At 65.0% G+C, this 23,638-nt stretch carries 19 protein-coding genes and 1 pseudogene; 9 read left to right on the plus strand and 11 right to left on the minus strand.

Translation table 11 applies throughout. The features are described from left to right. Positions 1-10 precede the first annotated feature (10 nt). The 3 genes from ACE3PH_RS09185 to ACE3PH_RS09195 form a co-directional block, all read right to left on the minus strand. Positions 11-2,278, minus strand: a complete 2,268-nt coding sequence (locus ACE3PH_RS09185) for a TonB-dependent receptor (protein ID WP_374318125.1) — start codon at positions 2,276-2,278, stop codon at positions 11-13. A gap of 168 nt (positions 2,279-2,446) precedes the next feature. Beyond that, the gene (locus ACE3PH_RS09190) at positions 2,447-4,270 is read right to left on the minus strand and encodes an ABC transporter ATP-binding protein (RefSeq protein WP_374318127.1); all 1,824 of its coding nucleotides are present in this window, start codon (positions 4,268-4,270) and stop codon (positions 2,447-2,449) included. After that, positions 4,267-6,042, minus strand: coding sequence for an ABC transporter ATP-binding protein (locus ACE3PH_RS09195; RefSeq protein ID WP_374318129.1), 1,776 nt, complete (start codon positions 6,040-6,042; stop codon positions 4,267-4,269). The genes ACE3PH_RS09190 and ACE3PH_RS09195 overlap by 4 nt, the downstream gene beginning before the upstream one ends. Before the next feature lie 147 nt (positions 6,043-6,189). On the opposite strand from ACE3PH_RS09195, the gene ACE3PH_RS09200 reads away from it, so the two are divergent. Next, the gene (locus ACE3PH_RS09200; protein WP_374318131.1) at positions 6,190-8,433 is read left to right on the plus strand and encodes an EAL domain-containing protein; all 2,244 of its coding nucleotides are present in this window, start codon (positions 6,190-6,192) and stop codon (positions 8,431-8,433) included. Here the strand turns inward: ACE3PH_RS09200 and ACE3PH_RS09205 are convergent. Then, entirely contained in the window at positions 8,412-9,194 is a 783-nt protein-coding gene (locus tag ACE3PH_RS09205; RefSeq protein WP_374318133.1) for a class I SAM-dependent methyltransferase, read from the minus strand. The two genes, ACE3PH_RS09200 and ACE3PH_RS09205, sit on opposite strands and share 22 nt — an antisense overlap. Before the next feature lie 102 nt (positions 9,195-9,296). Here ACE3PH_RS09205 and ACE3PH_RS09210 point away from each other — a divergent pair, with 102 nt between their 5' ends. From ACE3PH_RS09210 to ACE3PH_RS09220, 3 genes are all read left to right on the plus strand, one after another. Further along, entirely contained in the window at positions 9,297-10,157 is an 861-nt protein-coding gene (locus ACE3PH_RS09210; RefSeq protein ID WP_374318135.1) for a helix-turn-helix transcriptional regulator, read from the plus strand. Positions 10,158-10,171: 14 nt separating this feature from the next. Then, positions 10,172-10,912: an SDR family oxidoreductase gene (locus ACE3PH_RS09215; RefSeq protein ID WP_374318137.1), complete on the plus strand. Its 741-nt coding sequence runs from the start codon at positions 10,172-10,174 to the stop codon at positions 10,910-10,912. 86 nt (positions 10,913-10,998) lie between these two features. Next, on the plus strand, positions 10,999-11,388 hold the full coding sequence (locus ACE3PH_RS09220; RefSeq protein WP_374318139.1) for a hypothetical protein: 390 nt from the start codon (positions 10,999-11,001) through the stop codon (positions 11,386-11,388). Positions 11,389-11,400: 12 nt separating this feature from the next. On the opposite strand, the gene ACE3PH_RS09225 is transcribed toward ACE3PH_RS09220, so the two are convergent. Next, positions 11,401-11,859 (minus strand): acyl-CoA thioesterase, encoded by a 459-nt coding sequence (locus ACE3PH_RS09225; protein ID WP_374318141.1) that lies wholly within the window; start codon positions 11,857-11,859, stop codon positions 11,401-11,403. Positions 11,860-11,911: 52 nt separating this feature from the next. Next, positions 11,912-13,357, minus strand: coding sequence for a PLP-dependent aminotransferase family protein (locus ACE3PH_RS09230; RefSeq protein ID WP_374318143.1), 1,446 nt, complete (start codon positions 13,355-13,357; stop codon positions 11,912-11,914). A 151-nt stretch (positions 13,358-13,508) separates the two neighbouring features. Between ACE3PH_RS09230 and ACE3PH_RS09235 the strand changes: the two genes are divergently transcribed. The 4 genes from ACE3PH_RS09235 to ACE3PH_RS09250 are packed head-to-tail and all read left to right on the plus strand — an operon-like array spanning position 13,509 to position 16,326. Next, on the plus strand, positions 13,509-13,778 hold the full coding sequence (locus ACE3PH_RS09235) for a DUF2917 domain-containing protein (protein WP_374318145.1): 270 nt from the start codon (positions 13,509-13,511) through the stop codon (positions 13,776-13,778). Further along, complete coding sequence (locus ACE3PH_RS09240) at positions 13,775-14,686, plus strand: DMT family transporter (protein WP_374318147.1); 912 nt, start codon at positions 13,775-13,777, stop codon at positions 14,684-14,686. Before ACE3PH_RS09235 ends, ACE3PH_RS09240 begins: the two co-directional genes overlap by 4 nt. Positions 14,687-14,713: 27 nt before the next feature. Then, complete coding sequence (locus ACE3PH_RS09245) at positions 14,714-15,958, plus strand: MFS transporter (RefSeq protein ID WP_374318149.1); 1,245 nt, start codon at positions 14,714-14,716, stop codon at positions 15,956-15,958. A gap of 11 nt (positions 15,959-15,969) precedes the next feature. Next, positions 15,970-16,326, plus strand: a complete 357-nt coding sequence (locus tag ACE3PH_RS09250) for a RidA family protein (RefSeq protein ID WP_374318151.1) — start codon at positions 15,970-15,972, stop codon at positions 16,324-16,326. 26 nt (positions 16,327-16,352) lie between these two features. On the opposite strand, the gene ACE3PH_RS09255 is transcribed toward ACE3PH_RS09250, so the two are convergent. The 4 genes and pseudogenes from ACE3PH_RS09255 to ACE3PH_RS09270 all read right to left on the minus strand — a co-directional run bounded on the left by ACE3PH_RS09255 (position 16,353) and on the right by ACE3PH_RS09270 (position 22,183). After that, the gene (locus ACE3PH_RS09255; RefSeq protein WP_374318153.1) at positions 16,353-17,306 is read right to left on the minus strand and encodes a 1-phosphofructokinase family hexose kinase; all 954 of its coding nucleotides are present in this window, start codon (positions 17,304-17,306) and stop codon (positions 16,353-16,355) included. Positions 17,307-17,336: 30 nt separating this feature from the next. Next, a pseudogene (locus tag ACE3PH_RS09260) lies at positions 17,337-19,646 on the minus strand (ATP-dependent DNA helicase). Then, complete coding sequence (locus ACE3PH_RS09265) at positions 19,621-20,502, minus strand: hypothetical protein (RefSeq protein ID WP_374318155.1); 882 nt, start codon at positions 20,500-20,502, stop codon at positions 19,621-19,623. The pseudogene ACE3PH_RS09260 and the gene ACE3PH_RS09265 overlap by 26 nt, the downstream one beginning before the upstream one ends. A gap of 31 nt (positions 20,503-20,533) precedes the next feature. Beyond that, entirely contained in the window at positions 20,534-22,183 is a 1,650-nt protein-coding gene (locus tag ACE3PH_RS09270; RefSeq protein WP_374318157.1) for an isovaleryl-CoA dehydrogenase, read from the minus strand. Positions 22,184-22,231: 48 nt separating this feature from the next. Here ACE3PH_RS09270 and ACE3PH_RS09275 point away from each other — a divergent pair, with 48 nt between their 5' ends. After that, entirely contained in the window at positions 22,232-22,906 is a 675-nt protein-coding gene (locus tag ACE3PH_RS09275; RefSeq protein ID WP_374318159.1) for a TetR/AcrR family transcriptional regulator, read from the plus strand. Here the strand turns inward: ACE3PH_RS09275 and ACE3PH_RS09280 are convergent, their stop codons facing one another. Further along, positions 22,907-23,560 (minus strand): DUF6515 family protein, encoded by a 654-nt coding sequence (locus ACE3PH_RS09280; RefSeq protein WP_374318161.1) that lies wholly within the window; start codon positions 23,558-23,560, stop codon positions 22,907-22,909. It abuts the gene before it with no gap. Between the last annotated feature and the right edge of the window lie 78 nt (positions 23,561-23,638).

The raw sequence follows: 23,638 nt of genomic DNA on the forward strand, positions 1-23,638 counted from the left end.
GTGTCCCCGCTCAGTACTGGATGGTCAGTGTGGCCAGTGCGGTGCGCGGCGCGCCAGGGTAGTAGCCGATGGTGCCACTTTGCACGTCGCCCACGTCGATGACCGCGATGTAGCGCTTGTCCAGCGCATTGAGCACGCTCACTTCGGCCTTCACGGTGGTGCGGCCCAGTTGCCATTGGTGACCGGCTTTGAGGTCGAGCAGGGTGTAGCCGCCGAAGTGGTTGGTGTGCACGGAATCGTCGTAGCGGCCACCCAGGTAGCGCAGCACACCACCAGCCTGCCAGCCCTGGCTCTGCCATTGCGCGCCCACATTGGCCATCCAGCGTGGGGTGTCAGGGAACTGCTTGCCCTTGACGGCCAGCGTGGTGGAAGCTGCCGTGCGCAGATCGTCGTCGAACACGGCCTGGCTGTAGGAGGCCGCACCGAACAGCGATACCGTATTCAGCGGAGACCAGGACCAGGCCAGTTCGGCCCCCGCCAGGTGGCCGTCGGCGATGTTCTGTCCGTAGCTCAGGCCCAGTGTTTCGTCATAGACCGTGACCGACTTGTCGTGGATGGCTGCGTAATAGAGCGTCGGTGCCAGGTAACCGTTGGGGAAGTTGAAGGTCAGGCCCAGATCGATGGCGTCATCGGTTTCCGGCTTGAGGGTGTTCCACAGGGCCTGGGCACGGGCTTGCTGGCTCGATGCCAGGCTCTTGATGTTGCTGTTCCACAGGTCGAACGACGGGGTGCCCACATTGCGGCCCACCGCGACACGGCCTTCCACCTCCTGGGTGAAGGCATAGCGCAACTCCATCCACGGCAGCCACTTGCGCACGGTCTGGCCTTCGACCGAGACACGCACGCCGCTGGAGGCATCGATGGCGTCGTCGGTCGACAGCTCGCCGACACCCGCTTTCTGGTATTCGGTGAGGCTGGGGAAGCGTTCGATGAAGTAGCGCACACCGGCGGTGACCTTGAGTTGGCTCCATTGGCGGTCGGCCATACCGTAGAGCGTCTGGATGTCATGGCGGTGGGTGACTTCGCTCAGCGTGGTCCAGCCCTGGTTGGTGCTGCTCGAGGTGGCGTTGGTCCACACCAGGCCGGAGGCGGTCGCCGTGTACATGCGCTGTGCGGTGGGGGGGCCGGGCGGTTCGAGCGATGTCAGCGCATAACCCGTCTTCAGACCGACCTCACCGAGCTTGGTGCTGAGGTCGGCCGAGAGGCCGCGGCTGTCATGATCGATCAGCCACTGGCGGACGCGGTTCGTCGCGGTGCCGTCGAATGAGCTGCCTGATTCATTGAACTGGAAGGCCTTGACGCCCAGCACCGTGTCTGCAGAGAAGTGGTAGTCGGCTTCGGCGATGAAGGCGTAGTCGGTGAAGGCCTGGCGGTTGTAGTCGTAGTAGTTCTGGTAGCTGCCGCTGGTGGGGGTGGCGTCGTACCCCAGGTTGTTGTAGTGCTTCAGGTCCTTGGCTTGTGCCGCCGTCAGGGCCCGGTAGTTGTTTTGGTTGAGTCGGCTTTGCACACCCAGCACGCGCCAGTCGAGCGCGCCGATTTGCTGGCTCATGGCCAGCAGCATGTTGTCCCGCTTGGACTTGCCCGGCCCGCGCCAGAGGTCCGATTCGGCAGTGGACCCGACAAAGGCCAGTCGGGTGTCGTGCTCGCCCATGCTGCCGGTGTCGGCGCGCAGGGCATAGCGGTGGAAGTTGTACTCACCGCCGCTGGCCGATATCTGCCCGCCCATCTGGGCTTTGGGCCACAGGATCTCGCTGTCGAGCGAGCCCGCTGAATTGAAGATGCCGGGGCGATCAGGGGCAATGGGCCCCTGGGCGAGCGACACCCCGCCCAGCGCTTCTTCATCGAACAGGTGCAGGTAGCCCGGGCCGGGGTTGACGTTGGACAGCGTCAGGCCATCGACGGTGCCATTGGCGCCGTGCCAGGCGGCGACCCCGCGTACCCGCATGCCCTTGTTGCCGCCGATGCGGCTGGTCATGCCATAGGGGTCCAGCGAGGCGGCCTTGACGCCAGGCAAGCCCGAGACCATGGAGTAAGGCTGCGTTCCCCCGGCAGAGCCATAGAGCGCCATGCCGTCTTCGTCCACCTCGTAGACGGTGCCGGGTCGACCGGTGGCCAGCCGGGCTGGCGGCTTGGGCTGGGTGCCGGCTGGCACTTCAATGGTTGGCAGGGCAGCGGAGGCAGCTGGTGTGCTGTCGCCATCTGCGGCCTGGACATGGGGCGCGGTCGACAGCGCCAGGATCAAGGGGACGGCTTGGGATGCTGAGCGGCGGCGTGACATGCTGTACTGCTATGTATGTAGATATATAGCGAATCTGCAAATGCCATGCCGGCTAGAAAAATGCCTGAAAGTCCTTCGTCCGCATGCCTGTTTGTGCGTTATGTATGAATATATACAGCGTGTTTGGCAGAGTTGTCACATTCGTGACAGTGCTGTCCGTGGCAGCGTTCAGGGTTCATCGGGACTGGTGAACTGTGACTGGTGCAGTCGCCAGTAGGCCCCTTGTCGGGACAGCAGTTCGGCGTGAGTGCCCTGTTCGACCACGTTGCCATGTTCCATATAGGCAATCAGGTCGGCATTGACGATGGTCGACAAGCGGTGTGCGATGACGAAGCTGGTCCGCCCTTCGCGCAACCTGGCCATGGCCCGCTGCACCAGCAATTCCGTGCGGGTGTCGACCGAGCTGGTGGCTTCGTCGAGGATCAGCACCGAGGGCCGCATCAGGAAGGCGCGCGCGATGGTCAGCAGTTGGCGCTGACCGGTTGACAGCGATGCGCCACTTTCTTCCAGCACGGTGTCATAGCCCTTCGGCAAGGTGCGTACGAAGTCGTCTACGTGGCAGGCTTGAGCGGCTTCCAGCATGGTCTGCTCGTTGGCCTGAGGGTTGCCGTAAAGCAGGTTGTCGCGGATCGTGCCGGTGAAAAGCCAGGTGTCTTGCAGCACCATGCCGAAGTGGCGACGCAGGGCCTCACGCTCGATCTGTCGGATGTCGGTGCCGTCCAGGGTGATCTGTCCGTCATCGATTTCATAAAAGCGCATCAGCAGGTTGACCAGGGTGGTCTTGCCCGCGCCGGTCGGGCCCACGATGGCCACCGTCTGGCCTGGACGCGCTTCCAGGTTGACGTCTTCAAACAAGGGCTGCTCAGGTCGGTAGCGAAACCGCACCTGCCTGAACTGCACGTGGCCCGCCACCTGCTGGGTATCCATCGGGCTGCCCTGGTCCACAGGCATGTCCGGGGCATCCAGCATCTCGAACACCCGCTCGGCGGATGCCAGGCCCGATTGCACCATGGTGACCATGCTGGTGACCTGGGCCATCGGCTGGCCGATCTGACGGATGTACTGGATGAAGGCCTGCAACTCGCCAATGGTGAGTTGCCCGGCGATGACGCGCAGCGCCCCGCCAATCACCACGGCCATGTAGCTGAGGTTGCCAATGAACATGGTGGCCGGGTGGGCGATGCTGCCGATCACCTGTGCTTTCGCCGCACTGCGGGCCAGGGCCTCGTTGGCTTGCTGGAAAGTGACCACGGTGCGATCGCGGTGACCAAAGACCTTGACCAGGCTGTGGCCGGTGAAGGTTTCCTCGATCTGGCCATTGAGCGCACCGGTGAGCCGCCACTGGTCCTGAAAATGGCGTCTGGCGTGCCGGCTGACCCAGGCGCTGAAACGGGCCGAGGCCAGCAGGGCCACGATGGCGATCACGAACAGCGCCGGCGAGAGCACCAGCATCATGGTCATGATGCCGGCCAGGGTGAGCGCCGACATGAGCAGTTGGCTGAGCAACTGCTGCAGGCTCTGCGTCACGTTGTCGATGTCGTTGGTGACACGGCTGAGCACCTCGCCGTGGGGCTGCCCGTCGAACCAGGCCAGGGGCAGGCGGGCCAGCTTGTCTTCGGCATCCTGCCGCAGGCGTCGGCTCAGTGACTGCACCAGCCCGTTGATGACCCAGGCCTGTGCCCAGTTCATCAGCCCGGCGCCGACATACAGCAGGGCCACGAAGCCCAACTGGTGCAGCAAGCGCTGGCTGTCCAGCGGGGCACCGATGCCGTGGATGACCAGGTCGGTGGCCTTGCCGAGCTGCCAAGGCCCGAGCGTGGTCAAGGCCACACTGCCCACTGTCAGCAGCAGGCTGCCCCCGACTAGGCCGCGACTGCCCAGAAGGAACCGAGCGAGACGACGAGCAGCTGCGCCAGTGTCGCGAGCGCGAGCGCCGGTGGCATTCATGTTGCCCGGGCCACGCATGCCCATGGGTGTGGCGGGGCGACTCATGCGGCCCCTCCGGTTCCAGACTGGCTGGCCACAATCTCGGCATAAGCCGGGCAATGGGTCAAGAGGTGCTGGTGCGGGCCTTCGCCGATCACGCGGCCCTTGTCCAGCACCAGGATGCGGTCGCACGTGCGCAGGCTGGCCACGCGCTGCCCCACGATGAGGGTGAGGGTGTCTGCGCCGAGTTGCTGGCGGAGTGCCGCACGCAGCTGGGCATCGGTGGCTGCGTCGAGTGCCGAAAAACTGTCGTCGAACAAGAGCATGGCGGGCTGTGCGACCAGGGCGCGGGCGATGGTCAGGCGCTGGCGCTGTCCGCCCGAAAAATTGCCGCCGCCCTGGGAGACCGGGGCTTGCACGCCTTCGGGTATGGCTTCAATGAAATCACGCGCCTGCGCCAGCGAGAGGGCCTGCCAGAGCTGTTCATCGGTTGCATCGGCGCAGCCATAGCGGAGGTTGTCGGCCACCGTTCCGGAAAACAGGAAGGCTTGCTGGGGCACCAGCCCGGTGAGTTGATACAGCGCGGCACTGTCGAGCGAGCGAACATCCACACCGTTGAGCGTGATGGCGCCTGCCGTGACGTCATGGAAGCGCGGGATCAGACTCAGCAATGTGCTCTTGCCCGAGCCAGTGGCCCCGATGATGCCCAGCGTTTCGCCGGCGCAAACGCGAAAGCTGATGTGTTCCAGCACCATGGCTTGCGCACCGGGGTAGCCAAAGCTGACGTCATGAAAGGCCAATTCGAGCCGTGGGGCGGCGGGCAGTTGCAGCGCTGGCTGTGGCGACTGGATCGACACCGGGGTGTGCATCACCTCGCTGATGCGCCGGGCGCTGATCAGGGCGCGCGGGGCCATCACGAACAGCATGGCAGCCATCATCACCGAGATCAGGATCAAGGCCAGATATGACAGGAAGGCCACCAGGGCGCCCACTTGCAGTTGTCCATCGCGGATGCGGTCGGCGGCCACCCAGATCAGGGCCACGCCGGTCAGGTGCATCACCGAGGTGACGGCCGGCATGTTCAAGGCCATGAGGCGCCCTGCGCGCAGGGACGTCTCGGTGAGGGCGTCATTGGCCTGGGCAAAGCGTTGTTGCTCGGCGTGGTCGCGCACGAAGGCGCGGATCACCCGCAGTCCCGTGAGTTGTTCGCGCAAGATGCCGTTGACGCGGTCAAGGCGGGTCTGCATTTGCTGGAACAAGGGCACGGCCTGGCTCATCAGCCCCCCCACAAGCACCGCCAGAACGGGCACGGCCAGCATCACGGTGCGCGACAGGTGGACGTCCTGGTGGACGGCCATGATCAACCCGCCGATGCCCATGAAGGGCGCGATGATGATCATGGTGAGCACCATCATCAGCATGGTCTGCAGTTGCAAGACGTCGTTGGTGCACCGGGTGATCAGCGAGGGCACGCCCAGCGTCTGCAGTTCGTGCATGGCGAAGCGGTGCACCTGCTCGAAGAGCTGGTTGCGCAGATCACGGCCAACCCCCATGGCGATACGTGCGCCAAACCACAGTGCGGCGGCATTGAGCCCCAACTGGATCAAGGCGGCCAGGGCCATCCACCAGCCCAGGCGGCGGACGACGGTGGGTGCCTGGGCTGCGATGCCGTGGTTGATGACATCGGCGCTGAGGGTGGGCAGTACGAGCGAAGCCGAGGTCTGCCCGAGTTGGCACAGCAGCAGGGCCACGATGGCCCAGCGATAGGGGTGGAGCACCCTTGCCCAACCCCACGCGGTATCGGTCGATGGACGGGAACCGGTCGAAGGGGCGTGCAAAAGAACTCCAAAGGAAAAGGCGCGATTTGTCCGAAAAGCTTATCACTGCCAATGTGACATCTGTCGTAGCCTGAACTGCCAAAGATGTCACGGCGGTGATGTCCGATTTCACCGTATCATCGGGTCTACGTAGTAAAGGTGGTCGCTGTGACAGAGTCAGGTCATTCGAGCGCGGCACGTGCCGACGAATACAGTGCCCTGGCTGAACAGGAGCAAAACCAGATCCTGCAAATGCAGCAGGCGATTCTGGAGTCGGTGGCTCGAGGTGATGACCACCGTGATGTCATCAACCGCATTTGCCATGTGGCCGAGCAGTTGTTGCCCAACTCGCTGTGCTCCGTGATGCTGCTTGACGCCAGGCGGTCTGCCCTCAACGTGTTTGCGGCGCCGAGCATTCCCAAGGAAGGCCAGGCCAGGCTCAATGGGCTGGAGCCGGGGCCGGGAGCGGGGTCATGCGGGAATGCTGTGTACCAGCATGCACCGCAATACGTCAGCAACACCTTCACCGATCCGCGTTGGAAGGATCTGCGTCAGCTGGCTTTTGATTTCAATCTGGCCGCGTGCTGGTCTGTGCCCATCTTGTCGGCCGCAGGTGAGGTGATTGGCACCTTTGCCTTGTCGAGCTTTGAGCACCGTTCGCCCAGTGACTTCCACCGCAAGCTGCTGGATATTGGCTCATCGATGATCAGCATCGTGCTGGAACGGGCCAAAGCACAGGAACAGCGCCGCCTGTTTCAGAAGGTGCTGGATGGCTCGGAAGAAGGCTTTGCCGTCACCGATGCCATGGGCCGCATCCTGCTGGTGAACCGTGCCTTTACCAAGGTGTTTGGCTACACGCAGGAAGAGTTGGTTGGCAACAACCCGCGCATGTTGTCGTCGGGACGACATGATCCGGCCTTCTACAAGGCGATGTGGAGCAGCATCCGGAACTTCGGCCATTGGCACGGCGAAATCTGGAACCGCCGCAAGAACGGCGAGGTGTTTCCGGAGTGGTTGTCGATCTCGGCGGTCAACGACGAGGCTGGGCGAACCACCCACTTCGTGGCCTTGTTCAGCGACATCAGCGACAAGAAGAATGCCGAGGCGACCATCCAGTACCTGAGCTCGCATGACGCTTTGACGGGCCTGCCCAACCGTTTGCTGCTCAAGGACCGGCTCGAATCGGCGCAGGCCTATGCGGGGCGTGACCGGACCAAGGTGGCCCTGCTGGCCGTCAACCTCGATAACTTCAAGCTGCTCAATGACTCTTTAGGTCACGAGGCGGGGGATGAGTTGCTGCGCGTCATGGCTCAGCGCCTCCAGGGTTGTCTGGCTGAGGGCGATGCGGTCAGCCGCCTGGGGGGTGACGAGTTCCTCGTCGTCATCACAGGGATCAAGGATGTCGAGGCCATCACCTCGCGCGTGTTGGGTTTGCTGGACCAGGTGGCTGAGCCCGTGCAGCTGCATGAGCGGGCCCTGACCCTGTCCTCATCAATTGGTGTGGCGGTGTTCCCGGATGACGGGCAAGGGCTGGACCGGTTGCAACTGTGCGCCGAGAAGGCCATGCGCAAGGCCAAGGACAGTGGCCGCAACACCTATCGTTATTTCACGGAAGAGCTGGACAGCGGCGGGCTGGAGCACCTGCGCATTGCACATGGCTTGCGCACGGCCCTGCGTGAGAACCAGTTCACCTTGCATTACCAGCCGCAGATCGATCTGGCCACACGTCGGGTGGTTGGTGCGGAGGCGCTGGTGCGCTGGCAGCACCCGACGGAGGGGCTGATATCGCCGGACTGCTTCATCCCGGTGGCCGAGCAGACCGGCATCATCGTCGACCTTGGTCAATGGGTGCTGGAGGAGGCTTGCCGTCAGGCACAGGCCTGGCAGCGCGCGGGCTTGCCGCCCTTGATGATGGCCGTGAATGTGTCGGCGGTGCAGTTCCGTTCAGGCAAGCTGGAAGCCGTGGTGGCCAAGGCCCTGGCAGATAGCGGGCTGGACCCGCGCTGGCTGGAGCTGGAGCTGACCGAAACCGTGCTGGCGCAAGACACCGAACACATGCTCGGTTTGCTGGGCCGCCTCAAGGGCATGGGGCTGAACCTGTCCATCGATGACTTCGGGACGGGGTATTCAAACCTGGCCTATCTGAAGAAGTTCTGCATCGACCGCCTGAAGATCGATCAGTCTTTCGTGCGTGACATGGCGGCCAATGGCAACGATGCCGCCATCGTGCAGGCCATCGTGCAGATGGGCCGTGCACTCAAGCTGCGTACCATTGCCGAGGGCGTCGAGACTGCCGAGGTGGCAGCTCAACTGGCGGGTTTCGGCTGCGACGAGGTTCAGGGCTTCCACTTTGCCCGCCCCTTGCCGGCAGACGCATTTCTGGCGCTGGCTCAGTCCTGGCAGCCTGCCTGAGGCCTGGCCCAGAAGAGCACGGTCTCCGAGGTGAAGGAGCCGTCAGGCTCGATCTGCAGTGCCTGCCTCACTTCCTGCGGTGCTTCTGCCTGCAAGGTTCTCAACATGGCCACCCGGTCGGGTGCAGTGCGCATGCGGCTGACCCAACTGGTGAAGTCAATGCGGGTGGCCCAGGTCGTGTGGTGCAGGATCTCGAAGCCGTGGCGTGCGAGCACATCACGCCACTGCGACAGGCTGCGGTTGCGGACATGCGAGCGGTCGCGCAGCAACTCCATGGTCTGCAAATGGGTGTCGACCAGGGCATTTTCATGACCTGCGATGTCGATGAGCATGATGTGTCCTGCTGGTTGCAGCACGCGATGCATGTCGGTGAGGGCGGCGTCGAGGTCCAGCCAGTGGTGGGCGCTGTAGCGCGAGCACACCAGATCGAAGGTGGCCTCCCCAAAGGGCAGGTGCTCGGCCTGCGCGCAGGTGGTGCTGACTTGCGCCAGGCCTTGACGGGTGGCTGCGGCCCTGACGGTGTCGAGCATGCCGGTTGAGGGGTCCAGCGCCGTGACCTGATCGGCGTAGCGGGCCATGGCGAGGCTGAGGTGGCCGGCCCCGCAGCCCACGTCAAGCACGCGCAAGGGGCGGGGCACCTGTGCTGCGACCTGTTGACAGGCGTAGGCAAGGTCCGGGCCGGTTGCGTGGATGGCGCTGTGCAAATAGGCCTCCCCCTGGCTGTCGTATTGGGCGAGATTGGTGTGGGCGTGGCTGTTCATGACGGGCTCCTCGTGACAATGTGTTCACGATAGGTGCTGCATCAAGGTGGTACAAGTTGCCTGCTTATCCTATTATCTGATGCAACAGGAAAAGGGGCATGCATGCCATCGACACGATCAAGCAGCGGGCAGGCCGACTGTGAAAACCGGCTTGGCGCGTTCTTGCGCACCCGCCGTGACCGGTTGCGGCCCGATGAGGTCGGTCTGCCCCCTGGCGCACGGCGGCGGGCGCCAGGGCTGCGCCGTGAAGAAGTGGCAGCCCTGTGCCAGATCAGCCCCACCTGGTACACCTGGATCGAGCAGGGGCGTACCACCGCCGTGTCCGAGGCGACCTTGCATGCGCTGGCCGACGGGCTGCGCCTGACGCAGGCCGAGCGCGCGTACCTGTTCGAGCTGGGTGGGCGCTCGCGCGATCACCTGGCAAGTCCGCAGGCCATGAAGGACACGCCGGACCGCCCGGCCCTGCAGGCCCTCGTGGATGCCATCAAGGCGCCGGCTTATGTGCTGGACCGCCACTGGGATGCGTTGGCCTGGAACCGGGCGGCCGGCCGCCTGTTTGCCTCCTGGTTGGGGCCTCGGCGGGGTGAGGGCGGGCCAGCGGACCGCAACCTGCTGCGCTGGCTGCTGGTGTCGCCCGATGCGCGAGCCATGCTGCAGGACTGGCCGCAGCGCCTGCGCCGTGTGGTGGCCGAGTACCGGGCCGATACCGCAGCCTGGGGAGACGACCCGGCCGGACAGGCGCTGGTGTCGGCCTTGCGGACGGCCAGTCCTGACTTCGACGAGGCCTGGCGCGCGCAGGATGTGCTGGCGCGCGAGGGCGGGCTGCGCACCTTTGTCATGAAGGATGGCAGCCGGTGCACTTACCTGCAGACCACCTTGCACCCGGCGGAGCGCACCGATCTGAAACTCACGGTGCTCTTGCCGCAGCCGGCTGATGTGTCACGATCCAGCCCTCGCCTCTGAGGACGCTCGTCACCATGAAGACCGCTTTCATCATCACCGGACACAGCCGAGGCATCGGTGCGGCGCTTGCTGCAGCCTGTCTGGCGCAGGACATCCGTGTGCTGGGCATGGCCCGCGCACCCAATGATGCCTTGTCCGATCGCTATCCCTTGCTGCTCGAGCAGGTGGCGCTGGACCTGGCCGACACCACGGTGCTGGCGCGCTGGCTGGACGAGACCGATGTGCTGGCCAACTTTGTGGGCGATGCGCAGCGGGTGGTGCTGGTCAACAACGCGGGTACCTTGCAGCCCATGGGTGCACCCGGCGCCCGACAGGGTAGCCTGGCCATTGCCCGCGCGGTGTCCTTGAACGTGGCCACCCCCTTCATGCTGGCGGATGCCTTCGTGGCGGTGACCGCAGCGGTGCCGGACCGTCGGCTGGTACACATATCGAGTGGTGCAGGGCGCAGTCCTTATCCGGGCTGGAGCATTTATGGTGCGACCAAGGCCGCCCTGGACCTGCATGCCCGTGCAGTTCAGCGCGACGGCGTTGCCGGTTTGCGCGTGGCCAGCGTGGCGCCGGGTGTGGTGGACACCGCCATGCAGGCCGAGATCCGTGCGACCGATGTGGACCGCTTTCCCAACCGGGCGCGCTTTGATGCGCTCAAGCACGACGGCGACCTGAGCGCGCCACAGGATGTGGCGGCTCAGCTGCTGGCGTATGTGTGTTCGGATGCTTTTGGGCGCGAGCCCTGTGTGGACCTGCGCAGCCTGTGAGGCGGAAGCTCGCGGGCTCGGTTGCTGGCCGGTAAAGATGCGTTTCGCGCGTGGCCGGCCGGCAGGTGCATTCCGACAATGGCGGCATGAAGCACCCACTCACCCTCATTCGTCTGGGCGCCGTGCTGGCGCTGTCCGTTGGCGCCACGTGGTCTGCCATGGCTGCTGGCACTGGCAGCAATGCGTCTTCGTCGTCAGGCACGTCCTGCGGTCGTCCGCCTGAGCCGCCACCCGAGGCTTACACGGCCTGTGCCAGTCTGAGCGAAGGGGCTGCCTGCACGGTGAGCAGCCAGCGCGGCACGATGAGTGGCACCTGTCGCAAGGGGCCGGGTGGTCAGTCGCGACTGTCCTGTGCGCCAGCGCGTCCGGATGGCCAGCAAGGCGGCAGTCGTGGCGATGCACCGCCGCCGCCCCCTCAGGGCGGCAACAGTTCGGGTGGCTGTGGCGGGGGCATGCCCCCGGGGCAGAGCCAGTAAGCCTGGCGCGGCTTATGCCGGTGTGACCGGGGTGTCGACCCCGTGCGCCTTGAGGTTTGCCAGGAAGCCCGCCGGCATGGGCGTGGCTTTTTTCGGCGTGCCCGAGACAAACACCACGCCGCTCTTGCCGCGTGCAACCTCGCGGCCCGAGGTTTTTTCCGAGAGGCGGAACACCAGGTCGAAGCCGTACTTGTTGAAGTCGTCCGGCACCATGTCGATCTGGATGGTTTCGCCGTAGAAGCCTTCTGACTTGTACTGCGCCATCATGTCCGCCACGACGATGGACAGCCCCTCGATGTCGAACTCGCCGCTGTAGCCGAGCCAGCGGAAGAAGCGCACGCGTGCTTCGGACACCAGGGTGAGCAGCAGGGCGTTGTCCAGGTGGCCGCCCTGGTTCACGTGGCTGATGTAGATCTGAACGTCCGTCGAAAAGGCAAAACGGTCGGGCAGGCTGAACTGGATGCGGGCCATGATGGAATCAAGTCAAAGAGAGCAACAACGACCTGACTCTACCAGCCTGGCTTCACGCGGGTGACGTGCGCGTACGCGACAGACCGACCGCCAGTTGCCCCACCCTTGCCAGGGCCTGGCGCTCGGCCTCGCCCCAGCGCCCGCCGACGCCCAGTCGCACGCAGTGCCGGAAACGGTCGGTGGCGCTGAACATGCGACCCGGTGCAATGCAGATGCGCTCTTTCAGGCAGGCGTTGAAGAGGTCGAGTGAGTCGACCGTGTCAGGCAGCTCGACCCAGAGGATGAAGCCCCCGGCCGGATCGGTGACCCGTGAGCCTTTGGGGAAGTGTTCGGAGATCAGCCCGCGTGCTTCATCGACGCGGGCCCCGACGACGCTGCGCAGGTGGCGGTAGCCGGCTTCGATGCCGGGCTGGGTCAGCAGGTCGGCCATGGCTCGCTCCAGCACCACCGCCTGGCTGCCACTGGTGCTGGCCTTCAGGCGTCTGAGCTTGTCACCCCATCGGCCGGCATCCACCCAGCCAATGCGCAGCCCAGGGGCAATCGTCTTGCTGAACGAGCCGCAGACCATCACCAGCCCATCGGTGTCGAAAGACCGCACGGCACGGCGCTTGTCATCTTCTTCGCACAGGTCGTTGTAGAGCACGTCCTCGATGAGCGGGATGCCGTGGCGGGCCAGCATCTGGGCCAGCCGCCGCCGTTCGGCCAGCGGCATGGACGAGCCCAGCGGGTTCGACAAGGTGGGGACGGCCAGCAAGGCCTTCACGGGTTGGGTGTCGAGTGCCAGTTGCAGGGCTTCGAGCGACAAGCCGGTGCGCGGGTGGGTCGGTATCTCGAGCGCCCGCAGGCCCAGACTCTCGAGGATCTCCAGAAAGCCGAAGTAGGTAGGGGACTCCAGTGCCACGACATCGCCCGGCCGGGTGACGGCGCGCAGACACAGGGTGATGGCCTCCAGGCAGCTGTTGGTGACGATGATGTCGCGGGCGTCGAGGTGGCAGCCCATGCGCAGGGCGTGTCGCGCAATGGCCTTGCGCAGTGACTCGTCACCTGGCCCGATAGGGTACTGGCACAGGCTGAGGCGGTGGCGTTGGGCGGCCCGGCTGACGGCCCGCCGCACGCGCTCTTGGGCAAACAGGTCGGCAGATGGGCAGGCCGCTCCGAACGAGGTATAGCCCGGTGCATTGGCCAGGCTCATGACCCGTGCGGCCAGTTCGCTGACGCCTACCGGCAGCGAGTCGGCCGGCGGTGCAGAGGGGTTGGGTTCCGGCAGGCTGGCCGGGCGGCTGGCCACGAAATAGCCCGAGCGGGGGCGGGCTTCGATCAGGCGGGCGTCTTCCAGCGTGCGGTAGGCCTGGACCACGGTGGATTGGGACACACCATGCTGCACGGCCAGCGTGCGCACGGACGGGATGCGCTCGCCGCGGCTGAGCGTGCCAGAGCGGATCTGGCCGGCCATGGATTCGGCAATGCGCAGGTACAGGGTGTCGGCAGCCATGTTCATGCAAGCATTCTGTATGGTTGATCTGTGTTTTGACCAGTACAGATGGCGTGCATTCCGACCGGCACAGCCGGCTCGTGTACCGGGCTGTCACACCGGGATCGGATATCGTCTGTGGCTGGTGGGCCGCGCAGGTGCGACATACCGTGGGGGCATGAAACCCGATACCCCCCACGCATTGTCCCTACAGCCAGGAGGCGTCTGCTCCTTGCGTAACATCCGCGACACCGTGGTGGTCGTGCTGGCGGGGCGCATCTGGTTGACGCAGACCGGCGTGTCCGACGACTACTTTCTGGCCTCGGGCCAGCAGCACCATGTGCCGCATTCAGATCATGTGGTGCTGCAATGCCTGGGGGGCTCGCCAGCCCGTGTTGAATTGCAGCAGGCCCTTGCATGGTCTGCCGCACTTGGAGAAATGACATGAATCAGCGCCGCCTGTTCTGGGGCTATCTGGCCGCCGCAGGAACGGTTTCGATCTGGAGTAGCTTTGTGCTGATCTCGCGCCTGGGCGGCAAGTCCGGGCTGACCGGTTACGACGTGCTGGCGCTGCGTCTGGCCACGGCATCCTTGCTGCTGCTGCCTTTCATGAAGGGCCTGTCTGCCGAGGTCTGGCGTGACCGCCGGTTGTGGCTGCTGGCCATGCTGGGTGGCGTGGTGTATGGCCTGTTCGTCTACACCGCTTTCCGTTATGCGCCTGCGGCACATGGCGGCATCCTGTTGTCGGGCATGCAGCCCTTCCTGATCATGGCCGTGGGCTGGCTGCTGACCGGCGCCCGTCCGGGTGCCCAGCAGATGCTGGGGGTCGGTGCGATCTGTCTGGGTGTGGGCAGCCTGTTCCACTCGACGATGAACCTGCCAGGGGCCTGGTCCGGGCATGCGCTGATGGGCGATGCCTTGTTGTTGCTGGCTTCCTTGTCATGGGCCATTTACACCGTGCTGGTGCGGCGCTGGGGCTATACACCCTGGTTGCTGACCCGCTTCGTGGCGGTGGGTTCGGCCGTGCTTTATCTGCCGGTCTACCTGTTGTGGCTGCCCAAGCAGTTGCACGCGGTGCCCACCTCCATGCTGGTGTTGCAGGGCTTGTTCCAGGGTATCGGGCCCACCATTGTTGCCATGCTGCTGTTCCTGCGCGCGGTGTCCATCCTGGGGGTGGAGCGCACGGGCTCGCTGGTGGCGCTGGTGCCGGTCCTGGTGGGGCTGGCTGCGGTGCCGCTGCTTGATGAGCCACTGACACCGTGGCTGATGATGGGCTTGGCTCTGGTGTCTGCCGGTGCCTTCGTGTCGGCCGCACCACCGCTGTGGCGCAAGCCGGTTCCTGCTCAGGTCAGTTAAAGTCGGGCGGGTCATGTCCCGTCCCCCATGAGCGAGAACGCCTTCCGTCAATCCCTGCAGTTGCTGGCCACCCGCCGCTTTGGCACCTACTGGTTTGCCACGCTGCTGGCCAATATCGGCACCTGGGCCCAGCAGGTGGCCCAGCCCTGGCTGATGCTGACGCTGGGTGCCTCGCCCTTCCTGCTGGGCGTGGATTCCTTTGCCATGGGGGCGCCGGCCTTGCTGCTCACCTTGGTCGGGGGGCATCTGGCAGACCGCAGCGACCGCCGTCGGGTGATTGCGCTGTTTCAGACCATACAGATGGTCTGCCCGATCCTGCTGGTGGTGCTGATCCTGACCGATGCGGCCAGCCCCTGGATCGTGATTGCCACCTCCCTGGTCGTGGGCGTCACGGACGCGCTGTCCATGCCGTCATTCCAGTCCATCGTGCCGAGCATCGTGCGGCGCGACCAGATTCCCACCGGCATCGCCCTCAATTCCACGCAGTTCAACCTGTCGCGCATCCTCGGCCCGGCCGTGGCTGGCCTGTTGATGGGCAGTGTGGGGGCAGCCGGTGCCTTTGCGGTGAGTGCGGCGTCCTATGTGCCTTTCATCGCGGTGGCCTTGTGGGTTTTGCCCAAGACCTTGCCCGGACAGTCGGCCGACATCGGGGTCGACTACAAGGCACTGTGGGGCAGCGTGCGGGAGGTGGTGCGCGAGCCGGCCCTGCGCGGCGCGCTGGTCACGGTGTTGACCACGGCCACCTTGTGTACCCCGCTGATCACCTTCTGCCCGGTGCTGGTCAAGGAGGTGTTCCGCTCCGGCGTGAGCCACTTCAGTCTGTCCATTGGCGCCTTTGGACTGGGCGGACTGCTGGGTGGCCTGGCTCTGCTGGGCATTGATCCGCTGCGTGATCGCCGTGGCCTGGCTGCCTGGATGGCCGTAGGCTTCGCGGTGGTCGTGATGGCGGCGTCCCTCAATGGCTGGGCGCTGATGCTGCCTGTGCTGCTGGCAGCCGGGGGCGTTTGCATGACGGCCAGCAATGCGTCAGCCAATGCCATGCTGCAATCTGCCGCGCCGGCCCGCATCCGAGGCCAGACGGTGAGCCTGTTCATGCTGGCCATGCGTGGTGGCATGGCACTGGGTTCTTTGATCACCGGCATCACGGTGAGTGCCTGGGGTGTACGTGAGGCCCTGCTGGTCAACGGCTTGCTGGCGCTGGCGCTGCAAGCCGTGATTGGCCGCGCCTGGCTGCGGGCACCGCTGCCGCAGTGTCAAACCATTTCCAACTGAAAGGACAACTTGTGATTCGACGACTGCATGTAGGCGCGCGCCTGAGTGAGGCTGCCGTGGCCAATGGCACGGTCTACCTGGCCGGCCAGGTAGCCGATGTGAACCCGGATGGCGACATCGAGGCGCAGACCCGCGAAGTGCTGGGCCACATCGATCGCCTGCTGGCCGAATGCGGCAGCAGCAAGGCGCATCTGTTGAGCGTGCAGATCTACCTGGCCGACATCCAGGACATCAGCGCCATGAACGCCGTGTGGGACAGCTGGGTGGTGGCCGGGCAGACGCCGCCCCGTGCCACAGTGCAAGCCGCTCTGGCCGACCCGCGCTGGAAGATCGAAGTGGTGGTGGTGGCCCGTCAGGCACACGCCTGAAGCGCCCGTCAGTGCCCGCTGACGCGTCAGCAGGGCTGCAGTTGAACCTGATTGACCAGGCGCTCGACATCTGCTGGCTGGCACAGGGCTGTACCGGGTGTCAGCAAAGCGGCTGCACCAGCCGCCATGGCATAGCGGAACGCCTGCTCGGTCTGTGCGGGTTGGCTGCTCAATGACCACAGCAAACCAGCCAGGAAGCTGTCACCAGCGCCGACCGTGCTGGCGACCGGCACCGTGAGGGCGGCTGCACGCCAGGCTTGCCGGGCCGTGACCAGCATCGCCCCGTCGCCACCCAGCGAGAGGGCGACCATCTGCACACGGCCAGACTCGATGAGCTTGCGGCAGGCGGCCAGCTGGTCGGCCTCCGTGTCCAGCGGACGGCCCGCCAATTCACTCAGTTCACGCAGACTCGGTTTGATCAGCCAGGCGCCGGGTACATCGGTGGACGCCATCAGCCTGGCCAGCGGGATGCCCGAGCTGTCGAGCACCAGGCGCAGCTGCTGTTGTGCGGCCAGGGTGGCCAGTCGAACGAGGAAATCATCGGGGACACCAGGTGGCAGGCTGCCACTGACCACCAGCACCTGCGCCCCCGCCGATTGATGCCGGATGTGGCTCAAGCTGCCCTGCCATTCCGCCTCGCTCAGGGTGGGGCCAGGCAGCACGAAGCGAAACTCTTGCTGGCTGGCGTTTTCGTGGACCACAAAGCTCTCGCGGGTGTCGCCGGCGATGGGCTGCGCATGGAACGGTACCCCCTCTTGTTGCAGCAGCTGGCACAGCGCTTCGCCAGTGACACCACCTGAGGGGAACAAGGCACAGACATCGCTGCCCAGCCGGTGCAGCACGCGCGCCACGTTGATACCGCCGCCGCCCGGGTGCTCCTGGGCTGCCGCACAGCGCAGCTTGTGCATGGGCACCAGACGCTCGACCGAGGTCGAGATGTCCAGGGCGGGGTTCATGGTCAGGGTCAGGATCTGAGGCATGGAAAGTGGCGCGACGGTCAAGGCAGGGCGTCAGTCTAGTGCCCACCAGCGCGGCAGCAGCGCGCGGATGTCGCGTCGCTGGTAACGGTCGTCGAGCAGGTGCAGCACACCCTCGTCGGTGGTGGTGCGGATCACGCGGCCTGCGGCCTGCACCACCTTCTGCAGGCCTGGGTACAGGTAGGTGTGGTTGTAGCCTTGCCCCAGCAGCTGGTCGAGCCGGGTTTTCAGCATGTCGTTGACGGCATTCACCTGCGGCAGGCCCAGCGTGGCGACGAAGGCCCCGATGAGGCGCCGGCCCGGCAGGTCAACCCCTTCCGAGAAGGACCCACCCAGTACCGCAAAGCCAATGCCTTGCCCTTCGGCCGAGAAGCGTGAGAGAAAGGTCTGCTGGTCGGACTCGCTCATGCCGCGCGATTGCTTCCATACCGGGATGTCGGGATGACCTTGCTCGAACAGCCTGGCCACGTCCTGCAGGTAATCGTGGCTGCTGAAAAGGCCAGGTAATTGCCGGGGCGTGTAGCGAACTGCTGTGCCATGCGTTCGACGATGGCTGGCATGGAGGCCGCACGGTCGGCATAGCGGGTCGAGATGTCTCGGGCCACGTGCACATGCAGCTGGCTGGCGTGAAAAGGGGAATCGACATCGATCACCACGGTGCGCTCAGGCAGGCCCAGCAGAGACTGGACATAGCTGGCCGGTTGCAAGGTGGCAGAAAACAGGGTGACGGTGTGTGCAGCTTCCAGTCGTGGCTTCAGAAAAGGCGCTGGCAGCACATTGCGCACGCACAGGGTGGCCTGCCGGCGGGCGCGGCTGCCCGGGGGGCGCGGCCGTGAGGCTGATGTCGAACAGGCTGTGCTGGTCGAACGATTCTGCCATGCGCACGAAGTGCAGCGCGTCCATATAGAAGCCTTGCAGTGCTGGCCAGGACTCGGTCGGGTGGTCGGTGAAGTAGCCGCCGATGGCAGCCACGGCTTTTTGCAGTTCGGCAAACCAGCGTTCGGGCAGTTGATCCAGGGCGCAATAAGGCTTGATCTGCTCGCGTGTGAGGGCCAGCCAGGCGCGATGCAGGCGGTCCATGGCGGACCGGAGCGCCGACGGGCTATCGTGGCGGGCACCCAGCAGGTCGAGCTGGCTCAATTCAGCCGAGTACATCTTGCGCCCGCGCTCGACCAGGTTGTGTGCCTCGTCGACCAGCACCCCGACCCGCCACTCATGGAGCTGGGTCAGACCATGGAGCAGGGCGCTCACGTCGAAGTAGTAGTTGTAGTCGCCAATGACCACGTCGGCCCATTTGGCGAGTTCCTGGCTCAGGTAGTACGGGCAGAGTTGATGCGCGGCAGCCCATTGCTGCACGGTCGCGTGGTCCAGATGCAGCCCTTGCGTGCTCACCAGTTCCAGCGCAGAGGCACGGGCGGCGGGCAGGCGATCGTAGAAGCCTTGCGCCAGCGGGCAGGACTCACCATGGCAGGCCTTGTCTAGGTGCACGCAAGCCTTGTCCCGCGCGACCAGTTCCAGCACCCGCAGCGGTAGGGCGGACGGCGCCGGGGCAATGGTGTCGAGCGCTTCCAGCGCCAGGGCCCGTCCGGAAGACTTGGCCGAGAGGAAGAACACCTTGTCGATGCCTTGCCCCGGGCAGGCCTTGAGCAGGGGAAACAAGGTGCCCACTGTCTTGCCGATGCCGGTGGGCGCCTGGGCCAGCAGCACGCGTTGTTGAACGGCGGCCTTGTAGACCGCCTCGGAGAGCTGGCGCTGGCCGGCGCGGAAATCGGCATGGGGAAAGCGCATGGCCTGCAGTGCAGCATCACGGGCCTGGCGATGGTTGCGCTCCTGCTGGGCCCAGGCCATGAAGTGTTCACACTGTGCTTCGAAAAAGGCCTGCAGGTCGGCGGCATCGTGGCGTTCGACCAGCACGGTTTCCTGTTGCGAGCCGATGTCGAAGTACACCAGTGCCAGCTCGACTGAGGACAAGCCCCGCTCGGCACACAGCAGGGCCCCATAGACCCGCAACTGGGCCCAGTGCAGGGCCCGGTGGTTGGCTGGCTGACGTTGCAGATCACCCTTGAAGGTCTTGATCTCTTCCAGACGCTGGCGGGCCGGGTCGTAGCCATCGGCGCGCCCGCGAACCGTCAGCAAACCGTGTCGGCCCGACAGGGGCAACTCGGCCAGATAGCCTGCGCCGCGTCGGCCCGCGACCAGTTGGTGGCCTTCGATGCCCTCTTGCGCTGTGGGGGCCGGGGTGAAGCGCAGGTCCAGATCGCCCGTGCGGGCCGTGAACTCGCACAGCGCCCGCACGGCGACGGTGTAGCCGACCGGCTCAGCCAGGGGTGTGGGCGTCGCCATCGGAATCGGTGGCAGGCAGTGGAGGCCCGCCGGGCACGCCCCCCAGATCGGCCTGCAGGGCCTCGCGCTCCAGTTCGAGTGGGGTGGCGCGTGCCAGTGCCATCCACACATCAAAGGGCAGGGTACAGGCGGTGTGCCGCGCCGGTCTCACCATCTCCAGCCGACGCTCTTCGCCCTGGCCTTTGAGCAGCCAGACGCCGTAGGCTGCAGGAATCTCGTCCGGCTCGGCTATGCCTTCCGGAAAGACGTAATAGACCTCGCTGCACAGCCATTGATAGGCCTCACGTTTGGCCTCGTGGCGCAGGTCGGATTGCAGGTCGGCACGGCTCACCTTGATCTCGTGGACCATGGGGTGCAGATAGGACTCGACCGAGGTGTGGCGCACGGAAAAGACATCGGGCCGCGCCATGCGCCACACGGAGCGGGCACGTGCGGCCAGGGTGTTGCCGGCCTCTGCGATATCCGGTTGGGCATCGCCCCACAGCGTGGTGTCAGTCGGCTGAACCGGCGCAGCAGCCTGTTGCTGGTCGGCCACCAAGGCCCGCAAAGGCAACTCCAGCCACACGATGCGGCCATGGGCCATCAACTGGGTGGCCATGCGCAGCGAGAGCTGGTCGTGGGCGCTGAGGCTGCGTTGCTGGCCCTGGCGCGAGCCAGCCAGCAAGGCGATGCCGCTGTCGGTCAGTTGCAGTGTTTCATGGCCGGCCTCGTTGATGACGGGCCTGACCCAACCGGCCGCCAGCAGATCGATTTCAACCGCATCGCGGCTGGGCCAGCCTGCCGAACGCCACAACTTCATCAAGCGCGACAGGTGCGTGCGCTTGGGGGTGATGGGGATGGGCAGAGTGGGCTCCATGACTGTATAAGTATACAGTCATGTGTGAAGCTCATGAAGGGAAGGCGCGCTCCAGAATGGTCTTGACGTCGATGCCTCGTGTATCGAGCGTCCCGACCACGTGACCCCAGTGGGCGTCCAGGCGGGTGGCGATGAAGGCGTCAGCCACGGCGTGAGGCGCGAAGCGGCGCAGCAGGCAGCCCTGGGCCACGAGCACCAAGCGTTCGGTGAAGCGGCGGCCAAGCGCTTCCAGATGCTCTGGCGCTGTGGCGAGCAGGCCCTGCAGTCCGCGCAGTTCGGCCCGCAGGCGCTGGTCGTCACCGGCATCCACCGTGAGCTGTTCGAGCAAGGCCATCGCCGATTGCGGATCGCGGCCGATGGCGCGCATCACATCCAGGCACATCACGTTGCCGGAGCCTTCCCAGATCGAGTTGACCGGGGCTTCGCGGTAGAGGCGTGCCATGATGCCATCGTCGACATAGCCGTTGCCGCCGAAGGTTTCCATCATTTCACCGCTGAGTTCGACGGCGCGCTTGCAGATCCAGAACTTCGCAGCTGGCGTCATGATGCGCTTCCACGCGCGCTCGCCTGGCTGGTGTTCGTTTTCGTAGGCTTCGGCCAGGCGCAGGGCCAGCACCGTGGCGGCTTCCGACTCGAGCGCCATGTCGGTCAGCACCGCCCGCATCATGGGTTGCTCGACCAGCACGTTCCCGAAAGCATGGCGCTGGCGGGTGTACGCGATGGCCTGCACCAGGCCTTGGCGCAGGATGCCTGCGCTGCCGAGCACGCAGTTCAGTCGGGTGTAGCCTGCCATCTCGATGATGGTGGGAATGCCGCGGCCTTCTTCGCCCATCAGATAGCCCACGGCATCCTGGAATTCAACTTCGCTGCTGGAATTGCTGCGGTTGCCGACCTTGCCTTTGAGGCGTTGCACCTGCACCGGGTTCTTGCTGCCATCGAAACGCCAGCGCGGCACAAAAAAGCACGAGGGGGCCCCATCAGCGGTCTTGGCCACCACCAGATGGGCATCGCACATGGGGGCGGAGAAGAACCACTTGTGGCCCTTGAGCAGGTATTCGGCACCGCGGCCACCGGTCCCGACCGGCGTGGCCTGGGTGGTGTTGGCGCGCACATCGGAGCCACCCTGTTTTTCCGTCATGCCCATGCCGATCCACACCGAGCGCTTTTGCGCGATGGGCAGGTCGCGGGCGTCGTAGGCGTTCGCCAGCAGCTTGTCTTTCAGCAGGGGCCACAGGGTGGGTTCACGCTCCAGCAGGGGGATGGCCGCCTGGGTCATCGTGGCCGGGCACATGGTGCCTGCTTCGACCTGACCATGCATGTAAAAGCCTGCCGAGGTGGCGGCCCAGCGACCCTTTTGTTGATCGCGAAACGGCATGGAGATCAGACCTTCACCGCGGTACATCGCCATCAGTTGGTGCCAGGACGGGTGAAAATCGACCTGATCGAGACGGCGACCACGTTGGTCAAAAGGCTTGAACTCCGGTGTGTAGCGGTTGGCCTGTTCGGCCAGAGCGTAGGTTTCGGTGCGGCCCAGGGCTTCGCCATACTGGCTCAGTTGCGCGGTGTAAGCCCCTGCGCCGGCACGCTCCAGGGCCTCCTGCAAGGGCACATCGGTGGCAAAGAGGTTGTAGTCTGTCAGCTCGTTGAACTGGTTGGTGATCTCATGCGTTTGCCAGGTCACGGTTGTCTCCATCGGTCAGGTTCAGTCGTTCAGGAGAGTCTAGGAAAAATGGCCACGGCACGTGTTCGGGTTTCGAAACCACTGCGGGATTCCCCGGAGGGGGCGCTGGCCGCCACTCGGAGAAAACCGCGTCAGTCGCGTGCCAAGGCCAGCTCTGACGCGCTGCAGGAAGCCTTTGTTCGGGTTTTGATCGAGAAAGGCTATGACGGCGTGACCGTGCGGGAAGTCGCCGCCGTGGCCGGTGTCGGCATCGGTACGTTCTATGAATATGTGGGCAACAAGCAGGCCCTGGCGGCCCTCACCATCCATCTGCGGGTGAAGGCGCTCGCACAGACGCTGCAGACGGGCATCGCTGCACTGCAGGGGCGTTCATCGGGCGAACTGGTTGCGGCCTTGCTGGACCAGCAGGTCGCGCAAGTGATGAATGATGTGCAGGCCTGGGCGGCGCTGTTCATGGTCGAGCGCACGGTCTCAACCCCTCAGGCCTATCGCAAGCACTACGACCAGTTCGTCACCTTGTGGCAGCAGGCCCTGGCGGCCGCGTCGGATGCAGGCACAGACGAGCAGGTGGCCGAACAGGCGCGCATGGTGCACGCCATCTCGTATGGCTGGATCACCCAGTCTTTGCTGACACAGGGGGCAGGGCTGGACCGCATCGCGCTGCTGCGCGAAATGAAACGGGCCGTGCTGGCTTATCTCCAGCACGGTCTCCGCGTGGCCTGATCAGCGTACGGTGTAGCCGCGTGCTTCCATGCAAGCGGTCACGGCACGCACAAACACGGTGGGGTCGCTGGCCTTGGGCTGACCGGTCGCCCAGCGGTTGCATTCCTGGCGGTCTGCCTGGGTCTGGGTCGCGGTCTGCCCGTTGCGTGGGTAGATGATGGGCTCTGGCGGTGTGCTGCTGGCGGGTGCCGTGTTGACCGGGGTGGCGGTCTCAGGCACCTGCGTGGGCGCGTTCACCACGGCATAGCCTTGCGGGACGGCGTTGTAGTAGACGCCATTGGCATAGTAATAAGGCAGGCCGCCAATCATCAGGGTCACATAGCCGGGCGGCAGGATGGGGATCACGATGCCGATGGGCGGGGTCACGATCAGGAAACGGCCGCCTGCCGGTCTGAACCAGACACCGGCATTGAAAAAGAAGTTGTCCGCCCCGAAACCGATGCTGACGCTGCCGCCAGGCAGCACACCGACATAACCGCCTGGGGCCGGGTAATAGCGGTCATGGTGAAAGCGGTCGTCAAAGCGCCAGTTGGGGGCGGGCGCGCCACCCGGGCGAGGGCCGCCGCCGGGACGACGCTCCTGTGCTTGGGCCTGCAGGCCCAGGACGAGCAAAGACGTGGCGATGGCGGCCAGTGCGATGTGTTTCAGGCGCATGTTCAGCCTTGTCATCGAATGTGGAACACATGGAGGACCATACGCCTGCTTTGCAACAGCCATGTAAAGAAACCGCAA

Origin of the sequence: Aquabacterium sp. (assembly GCF_041909175.1) — a bacterium.
Classification (GTDB): Bacteria; Pseudomonadota; Gammaproteobacteria; order Burkholderiales; family Burkholderiaceae_C; genus Aquabacterium.

Excerpts from the sequence above, each read along its gene's own strand:
- ACE3PH_RS09230 (WP_374318143.1), bottom strand. The coding sequence starts at position 13,357 with ATGAACATGGCTGCCGACACCCTGTACCTGCGCATTGCCGAATCCATG.
- ACE3PH_RS09245 (WP_374318149.1), top strand. The coding sequence starts at position 14,714 with ATGAGCGAGAACGCCTTCCGTCAATCCCTGCAGTTGCTGGCCACCCGC.
- ACE3PH_RS09275 (WP_374318159.1), top strand. The coding sequence starts at position 22,232 with ATGGCCACGGCACGTGTTCGGGTTTCGAAACCACTGCGGGATTCCCCG.
- ACE3PH_RS09190 (WP_374318127.1), bottom strand. The coding sequence starts at position 4,270 with ATGAGTCGCCCCGCCACACCCATGGGCATGCGTGGCCCGGGCAACATG.
- ACE3PH_RS09210 (WP_374318135.1), top strand. The coding sequence starts at position 9,297 with ATGCCATCGACACGATCAAGCAGCGGGCAGGCCGACTGTGAAAACCGG.
- ACE3PH_RS09240 (WP_374318147.1), top strand. The coding sequence starts at position 13,775 with ATGAATCAGCGCCGCCTGTTCTGGGGCTATCTGGCCGCCGCAGGAACG.
- ACE3PH_RS09185 (WP_374318125.1), bottom strand. The coding sequence starts at position 2,278 with ATGTCACGCCGCCGCTCAGCATCCCAAGCCGTCCCCTTGATCCTGGCG.
- ACE3PH_RS09215 (WP_374318137.1), top strand. The coding sequence starts at position 10,172 with ATGAAGACCGCTTTCATCATCACCGGACACAGCCGAGGCATCGGTGCG.
- ACE3PH_RS09265 (WP_374318155.1), bottom strand. The coding sequence starts at position 20,502 with ATGGAGCCCACTCTGCCCATCCCCATCACCCCCAAGCGCACGCACCTG.
- ACE3PH_RS09280 (WP_374318161.1), bottom strand. The coding sequence starts at position 23,560 with ATGCGCCTGAAACACATCGCACTGGCCGCCATCGCCACGTCTTTGCTC.
- ACE3PH_RS09255 (WP_374318153.1), bottom strand. The coding sequence starts at position 17,306 with ATGCCTCAGATCCTGACCCTGACCATGAACCCCGCCCTGGACATCTCG.
- ACE3PH_RS09220 (WP_374318139.1), top strand. The coding sequence starts at position 10,999 with ATGAAGCACCCACTCACCCTCATTCGTCTGGGCGCCGTGCTGGCGCTG.
- ACE3PH_RS09225 (WP_374318141.1), bottom strand. The coding sequence starts at position 11,859 with ATGGCCCGCATCCAGTTCAGCCTGCCCGACCGTTTTGCCTTTTCGACG.
- ACE3PH_RS09235 (WP_374318145.1), top strand. The coding sequence starts at position 13,509 with ATGAAACCCGATACCCCCCACGCATTGTCCCTACAGCCAGGAGGCGTC.
- ACE3PH_RS09205 (WP_374318133.1), bottom strand. The coding sequence starts at position 9,194 with ATGAACAGCCACGCCCACACCAATCTCGCCCAATACGACAGCCAGGGG.